The following is an 18787-nucleotide window of genomic DNA, read 5'->3' as shown; positions in this document are numbered from 1 at the left end:
CGGTGGAACCCGATGACCGGGTGGTGTGGATCAACCAGGCCACCGTCGGTTGGACACCCGCGGGCGACATCGGGATCATGGGCGCGACAACGGTGCCGGAGCCGCGCGTCAACCTGGCGGTCATGTCCCACGACCGGTCGGTCAGCACCAAGCATCTGCTGATGTTGGGGGAGACGTTCCCGATTGGCGACGAGCTGTGGCGGCTGGCGGACATCGACTTCCGCAGCGCCACCGACTATTCGGTGTGCATTCGCCGGGTGGACGCGAACGAGCCGCAGGACCCGCCGACCGGCCACGTCTGGCAGGACGCCGAGTTCCGGGCCCACAGTACGTTGTCCGAGGCGCAGCTCTCCGCGGCGGAGGCGCAGCTCGGGCTGAGGCTGCCGAAGGTCTACCGGGATTGGCTCGGGCGCAACAACGGTGCGCAGCCGGTTCAGCCGTACCGGCTGGGGGGATGGCATTTCCTCCTGACGCCGGAGCGTCCGCTGTTCGGCCTGCACCCGGAGTATCCGGCGTTCGACCTGATGGCGGCGCAGCGGACGTGGCGCGACCCGTATCTGACACGCGACCATCTGGTGATTGCGACGCCGGGCGGCATCGGTGGGCTGCTGACCGTGAAGGTCGGCGGGGCAGACGTGGACATGATCGGCTATCTGTCGCCGGATGCGATGACCGGCCAGCTGGATCCGGCGGACCGGGTGCGTCTGCTGCGCGGCGTGGCCCGCGACCTCGGGTACTTCCTCGGCTCGCTGGTCTCCTACGAGCCGGAGGGGCCGCCCGCTCGCGTCGTCCAGCCCGGCGACCCGGACTATCGGCCGATGCCCGGCTGAGCCGGGGCGATCCTCCCGGGGCTCAGGCGAACTGGCCGAGCAGCCCCGCGTACGCGTGGCGGACCGCGGCGAGCCGGTCGCGCCGGAACCTGCCCGGTTCCCGCCGGTACGCCTCCTGGCCGGGGCCGGTGACGAACGCGCTTTCCGGGACCGCTTCCGCTCCGTCGGGGATGAACTTCAGGACCTCGTCGAGCGCCGCGACGGCACGGGCGAGGACCGCCTGGGCGTGCCGCGCCTGATCAGGGGAGAGGCCGGCCGCCTGCGCCGGGGCCTGGTCCGCGTACGCGTCGCTGACGGTGAGCCACTCGCCCGGGTCGATCAGCTCGGACGGCTCGGCACCGCCGTAGGAGAAGCCAGCCGCGGGGACCGGCTCGGCCGGGAGGCGGAACGTGTAGTCACGGGTCGCGCCGCAGCGCGGGCAGGTGCCGGTGTAGCGGCGACCGAGATCACCATTGTCCAGCACGACCACCGCGCTGTCGGGTGTGAACGTGCGCTCTCCGCAGTCGCACCCGTGCAACTCCAGGTAGAGGTGGGCTTCGGCGCTGGTGCGGGCGAGCGGGAGAACCATGCGCCCACCGTACTCAGGATCATGTGCGCGCGATGCCCCGAGGGTGACCGCCGACCGTGACGGTGATCATCGCGAATTGTCGGACCCCCGTGCTTAGCTGACGCTCTGTCCGTCACCGAAGGGGGGCCCGCGTTGGCCGGCTTCGTCGAGGCCACGCAGGTGGCCGCCCGTACCGATGGCACGACCTTCGACGTCGAGCTGGACCCGCGCTGGACGATCGGCGACAAACCCAACGGCGGCTACCTGCTCGCGGTGCTCGCCCGCGCCGCGACCGCCGCCGAGGCGGGCGCGCCGCATCCGCATCCGCTCGCCGCGAGCGCCACCTACCTGGCCGCTCCGACGGTCGGCCCGGCCGTGGTCGAGGTGACCCCGCTGCGCACCGGCCGGTCCGCCAGCCAGATGCGGGCCCGGCTGGTTCAGGGCGGCCAGGTCTGCGTGGAGGCGCTGTTCACGCTCGGCAAGCTGGACCCGGAGGCCGCGCCGCGCTGGGCCGACAGCCCCGCGGTGGAGCTGCCGCCGGAGGAGGACTGCGCGCTGATCCCGGTCGAGCCCCCGGGCGCGGGGGTGAAGGTCAACCTCATGGAGGAGGTCGAGCAGCGGCTCGACCCGGCCGTGCTGGGCTTCGCGTTCGGCATGCCCAGCGAGCGGGCAGAGCTGCGCGGCTGGCTGCGCTTCGCGGACGGTACGCCGGCGGACCCGATCGCGCTGCTGTTCGTCGCGGACTCGTTCCCCCCGGCCACGCTCCCCATCGGCAGCGTCGGCTGGGTGCCGACGCTGGAGTTGACCGTCTACGTCCGTGCGGTTCCGGCGCCGGGCCCGCTGCGCGTGCGGCAGATCGCCCGGCTGGTCGAGGACGGCCTCGTCGACGAGGTCTGCGAGGTCTGGGACTCCCGCGGCCGGCTGGTCGCCCAGGCGACCCAGCTCGCCAAGGTCAGGTTCTGACCGGACCCTCCGCCCGTCACCGCTCGGCCCTCGCCCGGCTTCAGGTTGCTCCCAGCCAGGCGTGGTACCGAGGAGGCGACCACGCGAGAGGGGAGCCCGGATGGGGCGGTTCTCCACGGACCGGGCGGGCGATGCGGACCGGGCTTGCGGCGCCGGCGGTCGACGGCCGCGTGTCGATGCCGCGCTCGGCCGGCTCGGCGCGATCGTGCTGGCGGTGTGCGCGCTGGCGGTGTCGGCCGCGATCCCGGCGGCCGGGCTGGGCGCCGACGCGGCCCGCCTGCTCGCCGACCAGCACCTCGGGCTGCCCGCCGAGCTGCTGAGCCCGCCGACCGCGCGGATGACCCGGGTCTACGCGAACGACGGCACCACACTTATCACCACGTTCTACGACGAAGATCGGCAGGACGTGGCGCTGGCCGCGGTCGCGCCCGTGATGCGTCAGGCGATCGTGGCCGCCGAGGACACCCGCTTCTACCACCACGGCGGCGTCGATCTCCGCGGGGTGCTGCGCGCCCTGGTCAGTGACAGTCAGGGTGCCCGGCAGGGCGGCTCGACGCTGACCATGCAGCTCGTGCGCAGCGTCCTCAAGGAGGACCCCGACCTGAGCGCCGCGCAGCGTCGTGCGGCCACCGCCGGCACGCCGGCCCGCAAGCTGCGCGAGGCTGCGTACGCGGCGCAGCTCGAACAGCACCTGACCAAGGCGCAGATCCTGCAGGACTACCTGAACGTCGTGTACTTCGGCGCCGGGGCGTACGGCGTCGAGGCGGCCAGCGAGCGGATCTTCGGGGTGCACGCGGCCCGGCTCGACCTGGCCCAGGCGGCGTTGCTGGCCGGCGTCGTCCAGTCCCCGGACACCGACAACCCGGTCGGCGGAACCTGGGGGCGCGCCCGGGTCCGGCAGGACTACGTCCTGGCCGCCATGGTCCGGGCCGGAATGATCACTGCCGGGCAGCAGGCGGCTGCCGAGGCGGAGCGGCTCACCCTTGCCGGTACGCCCCCGCCCGACGGGTGCGTCGACGCCGCCGGTTCCGCGCAGGCGTGGGGTTTCTTCTGCGACTACGTGCGCCGCTGGTGGGACGCGCAGCCCGCGTTCGGGGCCACGCCCGCGCAGCGCGACCGGGCCCTGCGCCGGGGCGGGTACACCGTGGTGACCACGCTGGACCCGCACGTGCAGCACGCCGCGGCCATGTCGTCCAAGTCGGTGTATCCCGTCCACAGCCGCCGGGTGTTGCCGATCGCCGTGGTCCAGCCGGGCACCGGGCGCGTGCTGGCGCTGGCGGTCAACCGGCGCTTCGGCACCGGCAACTCCGTCGCCGACACGGTGAACCCGCTGGTCACCGGCGGCGGCAGCCTGTACGGCTACCCGTCCGGATCCACGTTCAAGCTGTTCACCATGCTGGCCGCGCTGCAGGACGGCCTGCCGCTGGACACCGCGTACGATGCGCCGGCGCGGCTGCGGACCCGCTGGCCCGACTACGGACCGCACGCCTGCGACGGCCGGTACTGCCCGCACAACGCGAATCCGTCGTGGATGGACGGGCACCGCACGATGTGGGACGGCTTCGGCCGGTCGGTCAACACGTACTTCGTGCACCTGGAGGAGATGGTCGGGCCGGGCGCCGCGGTGGCCGAGGCGCGCAAGCTGGGCATCAGTTTCGCCGCGCCGCAGGACGCCGCGATGGCGCGCGGCGACACCGCGACCTGGGGCGCGTTCACGCTCGGCGTGGTGGACACCACCCCGTTGGAGCTGGCCTCCGCCTATGCCACGATCGCCGCGGACGGCACCCATTGCAGCCCCGTGCCGGTGCGGTCGGTCACCGACGGCCGGGGGGCCGCGACGCCGATCCCGTCGGACTGCCGCCAGGTGCTGCCCGCGGACGTGGCTCGCGCCGCGGTGGACGCGGCGCGCTGTCCCGTGGGGGAGCAGAGCGCCTTCCACACCTGTGACGGCGGGACCGCGGAGCAGGTCGCGCAAATCTTCGGCGGGCACCCGGTCGCCGGGAAGACCGGCAGCACCGAGGACAACACCACCGAGAGTTTCGTGGGCTTCACCCCGGCCGTGGTGGCGGCCGGGACCGCGGCGGACCCGGCGGACCCCACGGACCGGGTCGGCAGCGCGGTGGAATCCCAGGTCGTGACGGCCGTGGCGCAAACGCTGCGGGCGGCCGCGGGCGACGGACCGTATCCGGCGTTCGTGGCGCCGAGCTCGGCCATCGCGCTGGCCGGCAGCGGCTCCTCGGCGGGGTAGCCGACCGGCCGATCAGGACGGCACCGGCCGCACGGTCGGACCGGCCGGAGCGGTCAGAACAGCGTGGCCGGTTCCGTCGGCTCGGGCTCGGGCAGCGGCCGCAGAGCGGGTACGCGGCGGCGTACCTCGTCGTGGAATCGGCGGGCGAGGGCCGGGGCGTCGGCGTTGTCCGGCGTGTGCACGAACACCGTCGGCGACCGGCCCTCGGCCAGCCAGCCGGCCACCACGTCGACCCACCGCTGCCAGCCCTCGACCGTACGGCCGGTGTCGTCGCGGCCGAGATACCGGACGATCGGGCGGTCGGTCAGCGCGCGGGTGCGCAGCGGCATCCGGGGCTTCTTGGTCCAGGCGTCACGTTCGGCGTCGCTGGTCGGCGCGCTCGCGAAGAACGCGCTGGTGTCGAACGGGATCCACTCCGCGCCGACCGGCGCGAGCGCGTGCTCCAGCACCCGGGCGGCACCCGCGTCGGTGAAGAACGCGGGATGCCGGACCTCCACGGCGTAACGGTGCGTGCGGGGCAGCGTACGCAGGAAGCGGGCCAGCGTCGCGGAGTCGGCCGGGCCGAACGAGCCGGGCAGCTGCACCCAGAGGGCGCGGGCGCGCGGGCCGAGCGGCTCGACCGCGTCGAGGAACGCGGCGAGCTCGCCGTCGCCACCGGTGAGGCGGCGCTCGTGGGTGATCACCTGGGGGAGTTTGACGACGAATTGGAAGTCCGCATCGGTCTGCTCCGCCCACGACGCCACGGTCTGCGGGGTGGGCGTGGCGTAGAACGTGGTGTTTCCCTCGACCGCGTTGCACCAGCCCGCGTAGTGGCGCAGGCGCTCGTTCGCCGCAAGCGGATGCGGGACGAAACGGCCCTGCCACGCCTTCAGATTCCACATCGCGCACCCGACGTGCAGACGCATCCGAGCTCCTCGTGCCGACCGACACCCGTACCGTAATTCCTGCGCCGCGGGGCCCGGCGCTGCGGGCCCGCCCGCAAGCCGGCGTGGCAGACTGCCGGGATGGCGGCTGATCTGCGCGTCCAGCAGGGTGGTGACCCCGGTCCGGTCCTGCTGCTGTTGCACGGTCTGGGCGCGACCGGTGACGTGTGGGGCGGCTGGCCGGATCTGCTGCGGCACCGCTGGCCAGGGCGGTGGATCGCCCCCGACCTGCCCGGTCACGGCGGCTCGGCGCCGCTGGAGCGGTACACGTTCGACGGGCTGGCCGCGGCGGTGGCCGGGCTGATCGCGCCGGACGTGCCGACGGTCGTGCTCGGGCACTCGCTGGGCGGGGTGGTCGCGCTGGAGCTGGCCGCGCAACGCCCGGCGCAGGTGCGCGGCGTCGTCGGGCTCGGCATCAAGGTGGCGTGGAGCGACGAGGATCTGCAGCGGGCCCAGGCCATGGCCGCACGCCCGCGAGCCTGGTACCCGTCGCGCGCCGAGGCTGCCGCCCGCCACCTGCGGGTGGCCGGTCTGGACGGCCTGCTCGCGGCCGACGACCCGGCGGTGAACGCGGGGCTGGTGCAGCACGACGGCCGGTGGGCTCCCGTGCTCGACCCGGCCGCGTTCGGCGTGGGGCGGCCGGACATGGCGGGGCTGCTCGCCCGGTGCGCGGCGCCGGTGGTCCTGGCCCGCGGCGCGGACGATGCGATGAACACCGACGAGCAGCTCGCGGCGCTCGGCGTCGACACCGTGACGCTGCCGGGGGTGGGGCACAACGCCCACGTGCAGGACCCGGAGCTGACGTTCAGCCTGCTCGACAGCTTTCAGTAGCGGCGGCCCGGGCGACCGCCAGCGCGACCGCCATGATGCTCACCTGAGGGTTGACCTCGGGACAGCTCGGCAGCGCGGACGCGTCGGCCACCCACACCCCGTGTACGCCGCGCAGACGGCCGTCCGGGTCGACCGGTGCCCGCTGCGCGTCGGCGCCCATCGCGACGCTGCCGCTGGGGTGGAACGCCGCCAGGTGCAGCAGCCGCGGATCGGCGGTGGCGACCGCGTCCCGCAGCTCGGCCACGTCGCGGGCGTACGGGTGGTGGGCGAGGCCCGTGAGGACCTCCTGCGCCCCGGCCGCGAACAGCAGCCGCCCGATCGCCACGATCGCGAGCCGCAGCCGGTCCGCGTCGGTACGGGCCAGCCGGTACCGCACGAACCGGGCACCGACCCGCCCGCCCGGCCGGTCCGCGATCATCGCCCCGAACGTGGCGAGCCGGTCCGCGCCCGCGAGTTCGGCGTGCAACTCCCGGCCGATGCCGGGCGGCACGAACGACACCAGCCCCGGCGGGCCGGCGGTGGCCTCGATGAGCACGCCGTCGTCGTGCAGTTCCTCGACGCCGACGCTCTGCAGCACCCCCCGCGACGCGACGACCGGCTCGGCGAACCGGCCGGCCACGCTGACCGCCGGGTGCACCGCGAGGCCGCGGCCGACCCCGGGGTGCCGGGCCAGCCCCGAGCGGGCCAGCAGCCGGGGCGTCTCGATCGCACCGGCCGCCAGCACGACCAGCGGCGCGGCGATCAGCCGGCGGCCGAAGCGCACCCCGACCGCGCGCCCGCGCGCGGTGACGACGCGATCCACCCGGGCCCCGGTCACCACGACCGCGCCCGCGGCGCACGCCTGCGGCAGGGCGTTGAGGTGGACACCGTTCTTGGCGTTGCGCGGGCAGCCGACCACGCACTGGCAGGAACCTGCGCAGCCGGGTGCGTTGCGGCGCAGCGGCGCCGCCCGCCAGCCCAGCGCTGCCGCCCCGGCCAGCGCCAGCTCGCCGTTGCGGCCCAGTACGTCCACCGGCTGCGGGGCAACCCGCAGCGTGCGTTCCACGTCGTCCAGCAACGGGGTGAACGTCGCCGGGTCGGCCACGGGCAGGCCGTGCACGTCGCGCCAGCGGCGCAACACCCGGTCCGGGGTGCGGTAGCAGGTGCCGGCGTTGACCAGCGTGGTGCCGCCGACCCCGCGCCCGAGCGGCAGGAACACCGGCGGGGCACCGAACGCGACGGTCGCGCCGCCGTCGCGGTACAGGTCGACGAAGCGGTCCGCGGCGGACCGGCGGCGGAACTCCGCGGCGGTGAACCGGCGGCCCTCCTCCAGCACCACCACGGACAGGCCCGCCCGGGCCAGCTCGCGGGCGGCCATCGCCCCGCCCGCGCCGGAACCGACCACGACCGCGTCCGCGCGGCTGCGGTGCGGCCAGTCGGCGGCGGCCACACAGGTCAGATCGGGCTCGGGTACGCCGTCGCCCGCCGGCGCGGCCACACCCGGTCCGCCGGTCGCGGCGGCGGCCAGCAGCAGCGGGACCTTCAGCGCCTCCAGCAGGGCCCGGCCGCCGGGGGCAGCGGCGAGCGTGGTGCACACGTCGTCGCGGGCGGGCGGGTCGAGCCGGGCGAGCGAGCGCCCGGCCAGCAGCCGGGCCGCCACGTCCAGACCGCCGCCCGCGGCGTGCAGCCCGAGCCGTACCGGCCGGGGGAACGCGGCGGCCAGCCGGGTCAGCTCCGCGGCGACGCGGTGACCCTCGGCGAGGTCGACGCCGAGCAGGGTGGCGGCGGTCGCCGCCCGGCGCTCAGTCATGCTCGCCCAGCTCGGCGTGCGCGGTGCCGGTCAACTCCCAGTGCCGTTCCGGTGCCCAGCCGCCCGGGGTGCGCCGGTCCAGCCGGATCGTCGCGTCGGCGACCTCGCAGTTGTGGCAGACCAGGGACGTGCCGTCCGGGTCGGCGTACGGCACCGCGAGAGTGCGTTCCGGTGGCATGGTCACCGTGATGGTGATGCGCCGGTCGCCGTCGCGGCCGCTGACCGTCCATCGGGGACGGTCCAGCCGGGCCCGGAAGCGCAGCGCCGCCAGCAGCGGGTCGCCCACCGGGAGGTCGACCCCGCCGACGCGCAGCCGGACGAACGGCAGCGGCGCCAGCTTGTTCAGGCCGGGCCGGGTGGACACGGCCGCCACCACCTCGCACACGTCGCCGCCGCCGAGGTCGGCGTGCAGCCACGCCCACTTGCGGGCGTGTCCGTGGCCGTAGATGCGCGCGGTGTTGCCGGGGGCGTCGGCCACGGTCAGCTCCCGGTCGCCGACGTGGACCGTACCGGTGAACCGTCCGGTGGGGACCGCCACGACCTGGGCGGCGGGCAGCGCCTCGCGGTCCCAGGCCCAGCGGGGGAACGTGAACAGCGGTGCGCCGCCGCCGCTGACCCGCAACTGCCAGCGCAGGTCTCCGGCTGCGCCGGTCAGCTCGTCCGCGGTGACGCTGACCCCCGCGGCGCGGTAGCCGTCGGCCGGGGGATCGGCGGGCCACGGGTCCGGGCCGAACCGGGCCAGGGTCGGCGCGGCGCCGGGCGGGAAGACGGCGGCCCATCCGTGCGCCCGGGCGGGGGAGCCGTCGGACGGGGCGACCAACTCGTGGTGCAGCCACACGCCGGTGCCGGTGGCCGGGTCGGTCACGGTCGTGTACCAGACCTCCAGCCGCCCCGGCTGCCCCCGCCAGCGCGACCGCAGCAGGCCGTCCGCGCCCGCGGCCTGCGCGGCGGACGGCCACGGCCGTCGGGTCCGGCGCATCCGCATGCTCAGCAGGAACGGCAGGAGCTCGCTGCGCAGGTCGAACACGAGGCGGGCCTCGCCGACCACGGTGCCCGCGGCGTCCAGCAGCCGGGCGCTGAGCCGGGTCATGCTGTACAGCGGCCGGCGTACCGTCACCGCCTTGCCGCCGTCGAGCCACAGTTTTCGCCCGTCGAGGGCGGTGAAGGCCAGCCGGTACCCGATCCGGCCGGAGCGCAGCGGGGCGATCTGCATGCTGCCGGTCGCCGCGGCGTCGTCGGCGAAGCCGGGCACCTCGACCCGCCCGGCGGCCTCGGCGTGCAGGTCGGCGAGCGGGTGCAGAGCGCCGGGCGCGGTGACCCGCAGCGCCAGCCGGATCGGGCGCTCAGTGTCCTCCCCGGTCAGCCGGACCGTCCCGGTCATCGCCTCGCGCAGCGTCGTGATCACTGTCGCCTCCCAGCATGAGTCGTTCGGTGCACAGGTAGTAGGCGTCGGCGGCGGCGTGTGCCGTGGCGGCATCACCGGTCCGGACCGCCTCGACCAGGGGGGTGATCCGTTCCGCCGCGGCCGCCGGGTCGCGGAACGGCCCGGTGAACAGGTGCCGGACGTCGTCGTACGCCCGCAGCAGCGAGTTGACGAGCAGCTCGTACACCCGGTTGCCGGAGGCGGTGGCGAGCGCGCGGTGCACCTCGGCCTCGGCCTGCTGTGCCGGGTCTCCGCCGGGGGCGGCAGCGACCTCGTCGCGCAGCCGCCGCAGCCGGGCCCGGTCGGCGCCGGACGCGTGGACGGCTGCCCGGGCCGCGATGAGCGACCCGATCTCGCGCCGCGCGGCGAACACCTCGGTCAGCCAGCTCGGATCGTCCAGGGTGACCAGGAACGGCAGGAGGTCGGGGCCCGCGGTACGGCGATAGTCGCGCACCCGGGTGCCGACGCCGTGGCGGGTCTCCAGCAGACCGGCTCCGACGAGGCGGACCAGCGCGTGCTTCAGCGAGGTACGGGTGACCCCGTAACCGGCGGCGAGCTCCCGCTCGGGGGGAAGCAGGCTGCCCGGGGCGTACCGCTGCGAGAGGACGTCGGCGCGGAGGCGGGACACCAGGACGTCGACGACCGTGTCCCGCGCGATGGGCGAGTGGATCAGTGGATCAGCCACTCCGTCACTGTGGCAGCTTCATGCATGTCAGTCAATGGGGTGAATTTCGCGTCTCCGCGGTGGCAGAATCGCAGCGATCCGACGTGGACGACGGATGCACGTTGGCGCTGGTCGATCTCGGAGCACCGTGGAATTTCCGCGAGAAGTGGGCCGAGGCCGCGATTCTTCCGCCCGTACTCATGCCTCCAAGGTGGACTTGGAACTAGTCATTGCGCTCTGGTAAAACCTTCGGCCCGGCATTGACCGTTGTGGTGATGTCCCTCGATCCTATGGCGATGGCTCGGCGGGCGACGCCGTCCACAGTGGCCGCCGACGAGACGGCCGGCAGGCAGGGCGAGCGGGCAGGAGCAGGGCACTGAGGACGTCGGGCACAACCGAGTACGACGTGGTGGTCGTCGGCGGCGGTACGGCCGGAGCGGTCGTCGCCTCCCGGCTCTCGGCCGATCCGGACGTGCGCGTGTGCCTCGTCGAGGGCGGCCCTTCCGACGTCGGCGACGACCGCGTGCTGAGACTGCGGAATTGGCAGAATCTGCTGGAGACCGAGCTCGACTACGACTATCCGATCGTGCCGCAGCCCCGCGGGAACTCGCACATCCGGCACTCGCGGGCGCGGGTGCTGGGCGGCTGTTCCTCGCACAACACGATGATCAGTTTCCTGCCGCCCCCGGCGGACTTCGCGGATTGGGTCGCCGCGGGCGCCACGGGCTGGTCGTACGAGAAGATGCTGCCGTACTGGCGGCGGCTGGCGATCCACATCCAGCCGGTGGCCGCCCAGGACCGCAACCCGCTGACCGCCGACTTCGTGACCGCCTGCCACCGCGCGCTCGGGGTGCCGGTGCACGAGGACTTCAACGCGGCACCGTTCGCCGAGGGCACCGGGTTCTTCCCGGTCGCCTACCACCCCGGGACCGGCATCCGCTCCTCGTCGTCCGTGGCGTACCTGCACCCGTACCTGAATCGTCCGAACCTGACCGTGCTGACCGAAACCTGGGCCTACCGTCTGGACACCGCGGGGACGGCGGTCACCGGGGTCCGGGTCCGCGACCGCGACGGCACCCACCACCGCCTCACCGCGACCGGCGAGTACGTGCTGAGCGCCGGGGCGATCGACACCCCGCGCCTGCTGCTGCTCTCCGGCATCGGCCCCGCAGCCGACCTGCGCGAGCTGGGCATCGACGCGACGCTCGACCTGCCCGGCGTGGGTGCCCACCTGCTCGACCACCCCGAATCGCTGATCCTCTGGGAGTCCACCCGGCCGATCCCGCCGCAGTCGGCGATGGATTCCGACGCCGGGCTGTTCGTGCGCCGCGAGCCGGGCGCCGACCGGCCGGACCTGATGTTCCACCTCTACCAGCTGCCGTTCACCACGAACACCGCCCGCCTGGGCTACGACGTCCCGGTTCACGGCTTCGGCATGACCCCGAACGTGCCCCGGCCGCACAGCACCGGCCGGCTCTGGCTGACCAGCGCGGACCCGGAGGTCAAACCGGCGCTGGACTTCGGCTACTTCACCGACCCGGACGGCCACGACGAGCGGACCATCGTGGACGGGCTGCGGCTGGCCCGGGAGGTCGCCGCCACCGAGCCGTTGCGGTCGTGGATCGCCCGGGAGATCGCCCCCGGCCCGCGGCTGCAGACCGACGAGGAGCTTTCCGCGTACGGGCGGGCCGCGCACCACACGGTCTACCACCCCGCCGGCACGTGCCGCATGGGCGCCGTCACCGACCCGTCCGCGGTCGTCGGCCCCGACCTGCGGATCCGTGGGCTGACCAACGTACGGGTCGCCGACGCCTCCGTGTTCCCGACCATGACCTCGGTCAATCCCGTGGTCGCCGTCCTGATGATCGGTGAACGTGCCGCCGACCTGGTCGCCGCGTCACTGACCATCGAGCTGTCACCCCCCGAGGATGAGCATGACGGTCACCGGTACCGCCCACCCGCCCAAGATCAAGGTCGAGCGCCTGTGGAAGGTGTTCGGTCCCCAGCCGGATAAGGTCGTCGGCACACCGCTGGCCGGCCTGTCCCGGGCGGAGTTACGGGCCCGAACGGGCTGCCTGGCCGCGGTCCGCGACGTCACCTTCGACGTGCTGCCCGGCGAGGTGTTCGTCGTGATGGGCCTGTCCGGCAGCGGCAAGTCCACCCTGGTGCGCTGCCTGACCCGGCTCATCGAACCGACCAGCGGCCAGGTCCACGTCGACGGCGAAGCGGTGCGCTCGATGAGCCCGCGGCGGCTGCGCGAGCTGCGCCGGCACCGCGTCGCCATGGTGTTCCAGCACTTCGGGCTGCTGCCGCACCGGCGGGTCGTCGACAACATCGCGTACGGCCTGGAGATCCAGGGCGTCGGCCGGGCCGAACGGCACCGCCGCGCGGGCGACCTGCTGAGCCTGGTCGGCCTCGACGGCCACGAACACCAGTACCCCCACCAGCTGTCCGGCGGCATGCAGCAGCGCGTCGGGCTCGCCCGGGCGCTGGCGACCGACCCGGCCGTGCTGTTGTTCGACGAGCCGTTCAGCGCGCTCGACCCGCTGATCCGCCGCGACATGCAGGCCGAGGTGCGGCGCCTGCACGCCGAGGTCGGCAAGACGCTGGTGTTCATCACCCACGACCTCGCCGAGGCTCTGTCGCTGGGCGACCGCATCGCCGTGCTGCGCGACGGCGAGCTGATCCAGGTCGGCACGCCGGAGGAGCTGGTCGGCGCGCCCGCGGACGACTACGTCGCCGACTTCGTGCGCGACGTGCCCCGCGCAGACGTGCTCACCGTCCGGTGGATCGTCCGTGCGGCCCGTGACGGTGAGGCGCTCGCGGACCAGGCGCTGCCCGCCGGCACCGTGATCCGGGACGCGGTACCGCGGGTGCTGCGCGCCGACCGGCCCGTCCCGGTCGTCGACGACGACGGGCTGCTCGGGGTGATTGACGCCGAGCAGCTGCTGCCGGCCCTGGTCGGCCACCGGCCCCCGGTGCCGGCATGACGACCACCCTGCCGTCGGTGCCGCTGGTCACCGACACCCCGCGCCCCCCGGCGGCTCTCGGCTGGGCCCGGCCGGGCCGGTTCACCCTGCCGCGGCGCCGCATCCTCGTGCTCCTTCTCGTGGCGGCCACCGCCGGGGCATATCTGGCGGTGCGCACCACCGGCGCGGCGGACACCGACGACGCGTGGGCGTTCCACTTCTTCACCGGACTCCGCGCCTGGGTCGACGGCCACCGCGACACCAGCCCGGTCTTTCTGTACGGCGTCAACTACCTGCGCCTGGCCGTCGCCGTACTGGTGAACTCCGTGCAGGCCGCGCTGTCCGGTCTCGGCTGGGCCGGTCTGGTCGGGGTCGCCGGCGCGCTGGCCGCGGTGCTCGCGGGCCGCCGTACGGCGGTCCTGACCGTCGCCGGCTTCCTGAGCCTCGGGCTGCTCGGACTGTGGCAGGAGACCGTCGACACGCTCGTGCTGACGCTGTCCGCGGTCGTACTGGCGGTGCTGATCGGGGTGCCGCTCGGCACACTGGCCGCCCGGGTGCCCGCGGTCGGTGCGCTGCTGCGCCCGCTGCTCGACGCCATGCAGATCATGCCCACGTTCGCCTACCTGGCACCGATGACGCTGCTGTTCGCGATCGGCGAGCCGGCCGCGGTCATCGCCACGCTCATCTACGCCGTCCCGGTCACCATCCGCATCACCGCGCTCGGCATCAGCGAGGTGTCCGCAACGACCGTGGAGGCGGCCACCGCGCTGGGTTCCACCCGCTGGCAGTTGCTCGGCAAGGTCCGGCTGCCGATGGCGCGCGCGACGATCGTGCTCGCGGTCAACCAGACCATCATGATGGCGCTGTCCATGGTGGTCGTCACCGCGCTGATCGACGCGCCCGGCCTGGGCCAGAGCATCGTGCTGGCCCTCGAACGCGTCGACGTCGGCGCCGCCTTCGACGCCGGGCTCGCCATCGTGGTGCTGGCGGTGGTGCTGGACCGGATGACCACGCGGGCGGCGTACCGGGCGCGCCCGGCGGGCCGGGTGTGGGCGCCGCTCGCCGGGGTCGCCCTGATGGCGGTGCTGGCGCGGGTCACGGGCTGGGGCGCGCAGTTCCCGCCGGGCTGGCGGTTGTCGTTCGCCGGCGGTGTGAACGCGGTGACCGGGTGGGTCGAGCTGCACTGGTACGACGCGACCGAGGCGCTCAAGAACGCGGTCAGCACGGGACTGCTGGATCCCCTGCAGAACGTTCTGGTCACCACGCCGTGGTGGCTGTTCGTGGTGGTGGTGCTGGTCTTCGGCACGTTGGGCAGTGGCCCGCGCGCGGCCGTGCCCGCGGCGCTGGCCGCCGCCGGGGTGGCGGGTCTCGGATTGTGGCAGCACGCGATGCAGACGCTCGCGACGGTCCTGGTCGCCGCGTTCGCGACGATGGTGCTCGGCGCGGTGCTCGGGGTGCTGTGTGCGCGGCACGACCGGTTCACGCGGGCGCTGCGTCCGCTGCTGGACGCGGCGCAGACCATGCCGTCGTTCGTCTACCTGCTGCCCGCGGTCGCGCTGTTCGGCGCGAGCCGTTTCACCGCGGTCGTCGCGGCCGTCATCTACGCGGTCCCGCCCGTGGTCCGCCTCGTCGAACGCGGCATCCGTGACGTCCCGCCGACCGTCGTCGAGGCGGCCCGCGCCGCCGGCTCCACCTCCTGGCAGCTGCTGTGGAAGGTGCAGCTGCCGGTGGCCCGTGGCGGCCTGCTGCTCGCCGCGAACCAGGGCATCGTCATGGTGCTCGCGATGGTCGTGGTGGGCGGCCTGGTCGGTGCCGGGGCCCTGGGCTACGACGTCGTCGCGGGTTTCGCCCAGCGTGAGGACTTCGGCAAGGGGCTCGCCGCCGGCTGCGCGATCGTGCTGCTCGGCGTCCTGCTCGACCGGCTCACCCAGGGGGCAGGTCGTCGCAGCCGCGATGCGGCCCCGCGCCCCGAGGTCCGAAGTACCTGAACCGCCCGTCCCATCCCCCTCTGCCGCCGACCGGCGGCCTGCACCACCCGGAAGGACTTCTCGATGAAACACGCAATGCGGCTCACCGCGGTGGTCACGGCGCTGAGCCTGGCCGTGGCCGGGTGCAGCGGCGTCAAGTCAGACGCGGGCACCACCACCCCGGCCGCGGCCGGTTCCCAGGGCACCGTGAAGATCGCGGTCAATCCGTGGGTCGGTTATGAGGCCGACGCGGCCGTCGTCGGCTACCTGCTTCAGAAGAAGCTCGGATACACCGTGGAGAAGAAGAACCTCAAGGAAGAGATCTCCTGGCAGGGCTTCGAGAACGGTGACGTCGACGTCATTCTGGAGAACTGGGGCCACGACGACCTCAAGAAGACGTACATCGAGGACAAGAAAGTCGCCGTCGAGGTCGGACCGACCGGAAACAAGGGCGTGATCGGCTGGTACGTGCCCCAATGGATGGCCGACAAGTACCCGGACATCACCGACTGGCACAATCTCGGCAAGTACGCCGACCTGTTCAAGACTTCCGAATCGAAGGGCAAGGGGCAACTCCTCGACGGTGACCCCTCCTTCGTCACCAACGACGCTGCACTCGTCAGCAATCTCAAACTCAACTACGAGGTGGTCTACTCCGGCAGTGAGGCGGCACTCATCAAGGCCGCCCAGCAGGCCACGGCGCAGAAGAAGCCGCTGCTGTTCTACTTCTACGAGCCGCAGTGGCTGTTCTCCCGGGAGAAGTACGTGCGGGTCAAGCTGCCCGCGTACACGACGGGATGTGACGCCGACCCGAAGAAGGTGGCGTGCGACTATCCCGACTACGCGCTGGACAAGGTCGCCAGCAAGAAGTTCGCCGACACGGGCGGTGCCGCGTACCAGTTGGTCAAGAATTTCCGGTGGACCAACGACGACCAGAATCTGGTCGCGGATTACATCACCAACCAGGGGATGAGCGCCGACGCGGCGGCCGAGAAGTGGGTCAACGAGCACGAGTCGACGTGGAAGGCGTGGCTTCCCGCCACGAGCTGAACGGCCGAATTCCGCAGGTTAATCGTCAGTACATTATGGACTTTCGCGGCTTCGCATAGTTATGGTCTGCGAAGTCGCGCAAAGTCCGAGCCGTCCCTAGGTCAGAGGAGAGTTTGCGTGTCCGCACGGAGTGGTCCGGCCCGAGCGCCGGTCGGCGACACGATCCGCCGCCGGATCGTGCGGACCCTCGCCCTGCCCGTGGTGGCCGTTCTCGTACTGCTCGGCGTCGTCACGGTCGCCGAGGTACAGAACTACCGGACGGCGGCCGCCACGGCCCGCGCCGTGACGCTCGCGCTCGCGGTGCAGGACCTGGTCCAGGAACTGCAGACCGAGCGTGGCCTGACCGCGGGTCTGCTCGGCGGCAACATCGGCTTCCGGCCCGAGCTGGGCCCCGCCCGCAAGCGCGTCGACGATCAACGGACCGCTGTCGAGCGGCTGGTCGGCGGCGGTGGCGTCGCGCAGGACCGGGTCGCGAGCGCCGTCCGCCAGCTCGACGGGCTGGCCGCGGTCCGGGCCGCCACCGACGCGGGAGCCGCCGCCCGCGCTCCCACGTTCACGTTCTACACCGGCCGGATCGCCGAGCTGAGCAACGTCGACTACGGACTGGACAGTTCCGCCGACCCGGCCCTGCGGCGCGGCGTGGCCGCGCTGGGGGCGCTCGGCGACGCCAAGGAGAGCCAGGCGCAGGAACGGGCGTTCCTCAACGGCGTGTTCTCCGCCAGCGGTTTCAAGAAGAACGAGTTCCTCCAGTTCGTCACGATGCGGGCCGCCAAGGACGCCGCGTTGACCGCGTTCGACCGGTACGCCACCGGCACCCAGCGCACCGGACGCGACTACCTGCTGAACACCGGGGCGGCACAGACCGCCGCGTTCTTCGAGCAGGTGGCCCTCGGCTCCGGCGACGGGCGTTACCTGCAGGTCAATCCGCAGTCCTGGTGGTCGTCGCAGACCACGCTGCTGGACGACATGCGGCAGTTGCAGCAGCATGTCGGCTCGGTCATCCGCGCGCGCGCCGCGACCCTGCAGGACCAGGCCAGCCGCCGCATGGCGGTGCTGCTCGGCGGCATGGCCCTCTGCCTCGTCGGCGCGGTCTATCTGGCCGTGGTCGCGTCCCGCTCGCTCGCGCGGCCGTTGGCGACGCTGGCCGACGAGGCCAACCGGCTGGCCGGGGAACAGCTGCCCGAGTCCGTGCGGAAGGCGACCGCCGGCCAGAGCGACGCCGCGCCACCGGCGATCCCGATCCCGGCGGGCGCCACGGACGAGATCCGCTCGGTCGCCGACGCCCTCGACCGGGTGCAGGCCACCGCGTACGCGCTGGCCACCGAGCAGGCACTGCTGCGGCGCAGCACCACCGAGTCGCTGGCCAACCTCGGCCGGCGCAACCAGAACCTGCTGCGCCGCCAGCTCGGCTTCATCACCAGCCTCGAACGCGAGGAGTCGGACCCGACCGGGCTGGCGAACCTGTTCGAGCTGGACCACCTCGCCACCCGCATGCGACGCAACGCGGAAAGCCTGCTGGTGCTCGTCGGCGCGGCGAGCCCCCGGCAGTGGTCGAACCCGGTCCCGATCTCCGACGTCATCCGCGCCGCGGTCGCTGAGGTCGAGGAGTACCGGCGCGTCGGGCTGCGCCGCGTCGACGACGTCCTGGTCGCCGGTTCGGTCGTGGCGGGCGTCATGCACATGCTCGCGGAGCTGGTGGAGAACGCGCTGTCCTTCTCCCCGCCGGACGTGGACGTCGAGATCCAGGGCCGCCGCATCGGCGACGACTACCTGATCGCCATCACGGACCAGGGCATCGGCATGAAACCCGCCGACCTGGAGATGGCCAACCAGCGGCTGCGCGGCGAAGGCGACTTCATCACCGCGCCGACCCGGTTCCTCGGCCACTACGTCGTCGGCCGGTTGGCCACCGAAATGGGCATCGACGTCCAGCTCGCGCCGTCACCGGTGGTCGGCGTGACCGCCCGTATCGTGCTGCCCGCCGCCGTGCTGGCCGATCCGCAGGCGGTCGCCGCGCCGCCACAACGCACGGTGCCGCCCGGGAAGACGCCGCCCGGCAAGGTGACCCGCGGCGTGCCGGACACGCCGGCACTTCTCGCCTCCGATCCGGCCGACGCGCCGGTGCTCCTCGCGTCCGATCCGGCCGACACCGCGGTGCTGACGCGGCCGGCCGCGGAGCCGGCCGACCGGCGGATCCGTCCGGAGACCATCGAGTACGTCACCGTGCCCGGCAACCCCGAGGTGCGCCTGCAGCCGGATGCTCCGGACACCACCGGCGCCACCATCGCACGGTTCGAGGCGGCGATGACGTCCTCGGCGGTCGACCTGGACGGTCGCCCGCCGGCGATCGCCGACGGTGAGCGCACCTCCAACGGGCTGCGCAAGCGCAGTCCGCGAGCACGCAAGCCGGCGAACGTCCGGGCCGGACAGTCCGGCGGCGCGGCCCCCACCCGTACCGCGGAGCGACCGGCGCCGGTCAACGATTCACCGGAGGGCGTACGGGCCCGGCTGACCGCGTTCCGCACCGGTGTGCAGCGCGGCAGCACCGAATCCACCGATGGACCGTGACCCCCGCCCACCCCG

Annotated in this window: 14 protein-coding genes; 9 read left to right on the top strand and 5 right to left on the bottom strand. The window is 73.5% G+C overall.

What is annotated here, in order from left to right:
• The first annotated feature begins 2 nt into the window (after positions 1–2).
• Positions 3–830: a DUF6406 domain-containing protein gene (locus ACMCNK_RS06565; protein WP_412735486.1), complete on the top strand. Its 828-nt coding sequence runs from the start codon at positions 3–5 to the stop codon at positions 828–830.
• 22 nt (positions 831–852) lie between these two features.
• On the opposite strand, the gene ACMCNK_RS06560 is transcribed toward ACMCNK_RS06565, so the two are convergent.
• Positions 853–1398 carry a hypothetical protein gene (locus tag ACMCNK_RS06560; protein ID WP_412735485.1) on the bottom strand — a complete coding sequence of 182 codons (546 nt, stop codon included), beginning with the start codon at positions 1396–1398 and terminating at the stop codon, positions 853–855.
• Positions 1399–1530: 132 nt separating this feature from the next.
• Between ACMCNK_RS06560 and ACMCNK_RS06555 the strand changes: the two genes are divergently transcribed.
• Both ACMCNK_RS06555 and ACMCNK_RS06550 read left to right on the top strand, forming a co-directional pair.
• Positions 1531–2340 (top strand): thioesterase family protein, encoded by an 810-nt coding sequence (locus tag ACMCNK_RS06555; protein WP_412735484.1) that lies wholly within the window; start codon positions 1531–1533, stop codon positions 2338–2340.
• Positions 2341–2440: 100 nt separating this feature from the next.
• On the top strand, positions 2441–4588 hold the full coding sequence (locus ACMCNK_RS06550; RefSeq protein ID WP_412735483.1) for a transglycosylase domain-containing protein: 2148 nt from the start codon (positions 2441–2443) through the stop codon (positions 4586–4588).
• 53 nt (positions 4589–4641) lie between these two features.
• Here ACMCNK_RS06550 and ACMCNK_RS06545 read toward each other — a convergent pair whose 3' ends face one another.
• Positions 4642–5469 carry a DUF72 domain-containing protein gene (locus tag ACMCNK_RS06545; protein WP_412740764.1) on the bottom strand — a complete coding sequence of 276 codons (828 nt, stop codon included), beginning with the start codon at positions 5467–5469 and terminating at the stop codon, positions 4642–4644.
• Between the two features lie 123 nt (positions 5470–5592).
• Here ACMCNK_RS06545 and ACMCNK_RS06540 point away from each other — a divergent pair, with 123 nt between their 5' ends.
• Entirely contained in the window at positions 5593–6342 is a 750-nt protein-coding gene (locus ACMCNK_RS06540) for an alpha/beta fold hydrolase (protein ID WP_412735482.1), read from the top strand.
• Here ACMCNK_RS06540 and ACMCNK_RS06535 read toward each other — a convergent pair.
• The 3 genes from ACMCNK_RS06535 to ACMCNK_RS06525 are packed head-to-tail and all read right to left on the bottom strand — an operon-like array spanning position 6317 to position 10239.
• Positions 6317–8131 (bottom strand): GMC family oxidoreductase N-terminal domain-containing protein, encoded by a 1815-nt coding sequence (locus ACMCNK_RS06535; protein WP_412735481.1) that lies wholly within the window; start codon positions 8129–8131, stop codon positions 6317–6319. The genes ACMCNK_RS06540 and ACMCNK_RS06535 overlap by 26 nt on opposite strands.
• Entirely contained in the window at positions 8124–9536 is a 1413-nt protein-coding gene (locus ACMCNK_RS06530) for a hypothetical protein (RefSeq protein WP_412735480.1), read from the bottom strand. The genes ACMCNK_RS06535 and ACMCNK_RS06530 overlap by 8 nt, the downstream gene beginning before the upstream one ends.
• Entirely contained in the window at positions 9475–10239 is a 765-nt protein-coding gene (locus ACMCNK_RS06525; protein WP_412735479.1) for a FadR/GntR family transcriptional regulator, read from the bottom strand. Before ACMCNK_RS06525 ends, ACMCNK_RS06530 begins: the two co-directional genes overlap by 62 nt.
• 385 nt (positions 10240–10624) lie before the next feature.
• Here ACMCNK_RS06525 and ACMCNK_RS06520 point away from each other — a divergent pair, with 385 nt between their 5' ends.
• The 5 genes from ACMCNK_RS06520 to ACMCNK_RS06500 all read left to right on the top strand — a co-directional run bounded on the left by ACMCNK_RS06520 (position 10625) and on the right by ACMCNK_RS06500 (position 18772).
• Positions 10625–12232 carry a GMC family oxidoreductase gene (locus tag ACMCNK_RS06520; protein ID WP_412735478.1) on the top strand — a complete coding sequence of 536 codons (1608 nt, stop codon included), beginning with the start codon at positions 10625–10627 and terminating at the stop codon, positions 12230–12232.
• Positions 12153–13208: a quaternary amine ABC transporter ATP-binding protein gene (locus ACMCNK_RS06515; protein WP_412735477.1), complete on the top strand. Its 1056-nt coding sequence runs from the start codon at positions 12153–12155 to the stop codon at positions 13206–13208. The genes ACMCNK_RS06520 and ACMCNK_RS06515 overlap by 80 nt, the downstream gene beginning before the upstream one ends.
• Positions 13205–15175 (top strand): ABC transporter permease, encoded by a 1971-nt coding sequence (locus ACMCNK_RS06510; protein WP_412735476.1) that lies wholly within the window; start codon positions 13205–13207, stop codon positions 15173–15175. Before ACMCNK_RS06515 ends, ACMCNK_RS06510 begins: the two co-directional genes overlap by 4 nt.
• Positions 15176–15238: 63 nt before the next feature.
• Positions 15239–16204: an ABC transporter substrate-binding protein gene (locus ACMCNK_RS06505; RefSeq protein ID WP_412735475.1), complete on the top strand. Its 966-nt coding sequence runs from the start codon at positions 15239–15241 to the stop codon at positions 16202–16204.
• A 117-nt stretch (positions 16205–16321) separates the two neighbouring features.
• Positions 16322–18772: a nitrate- and nitrite sensing domain-containing protein gene (locus ACMCNK_RS06500; RefSeq protein WP_412735474.1), complete on the top strand. Its 2451-nt coding sequence runs from the start codon at positions 16322–16324 to the stop codon at positions 18770–18772.
• Positions 18773–18787 lie beyond the last annotated feature (15 nt).

The organism is Krasilnikovia sp. MM14-A1259 (assembly GCF_047159535.1).
GTDB lineage: Bacteria > Actinomycetota > Actinomycetes > Mycobacteriales > Micromonosporaceae > Actinoplanes.
The sequence above is the reverse complement of the archived record's forward strand: the minus strand, read 5'-3'. Positions and strand labels throughout refer to the sequence as shown.

Bases quoted from the DNA above. Each gene is read 5' to 3' on its own strand.
- ACMCNK_RS06505 (WP_412735475.1), top strand. From the start codon at position 15,239: ATGAAACACGCAATGCGGCTCACCGCGGTGGTCACGGCGCTGAGCCTG.
- ACMCNK_RS06510 (WP_412735476.1), top strand. From the start codon at position 13,205: ATGACGACCACCCTGCCGTCGGTGCCGCTGGTCACCGACACCCCGCGC.
- ACMCNK_RS06535 (WP_412735481.1), bottom strand. From the start codon at position 8,131: ATGACTGAGCGCCGGGCGGCGACCGCCGCCACCCTGCTCGGCGTCGAC.
- ACMCNK_RS06545 (WP_412740764.1), bottom strand. From the start codon at position 5,469: ATGTGGAATCTGAAGGCGTGGCAGGGCCGTTTCGTCCCGCATCCGCTT.
- ACMCNK_RS06550 (WP_412735483.1), top strand. From the start codon at position 2,441: ATGGGGCGGTTCTCCACGGACCGGGCGGGCGATGCGGACCGGGCTTGC.
- ACMCNK_RS06560 (WP_412735485.1), bottom strand. From the start codon at position 1,398: ATGGTTCTCCCGCTCGCCCGCACCAGCGCCGAAGCCCACCTCTACCTG.
- ACMCNK_RS06515 (WP_412735477.1), top strand. From the start codon at position 12,153: ATGACGGTCACCGGTACCGCCCACCCGCCCAAGATCAAGGTCGAGCGC.
- ACMCNK_RS06540 (WP_412735482.1), top strand. From the start codon at position 5,593: ATGGCGGCTGATCTGCGCGTCCAGCAGGGTGGTGACCCCGGTCCGGTC.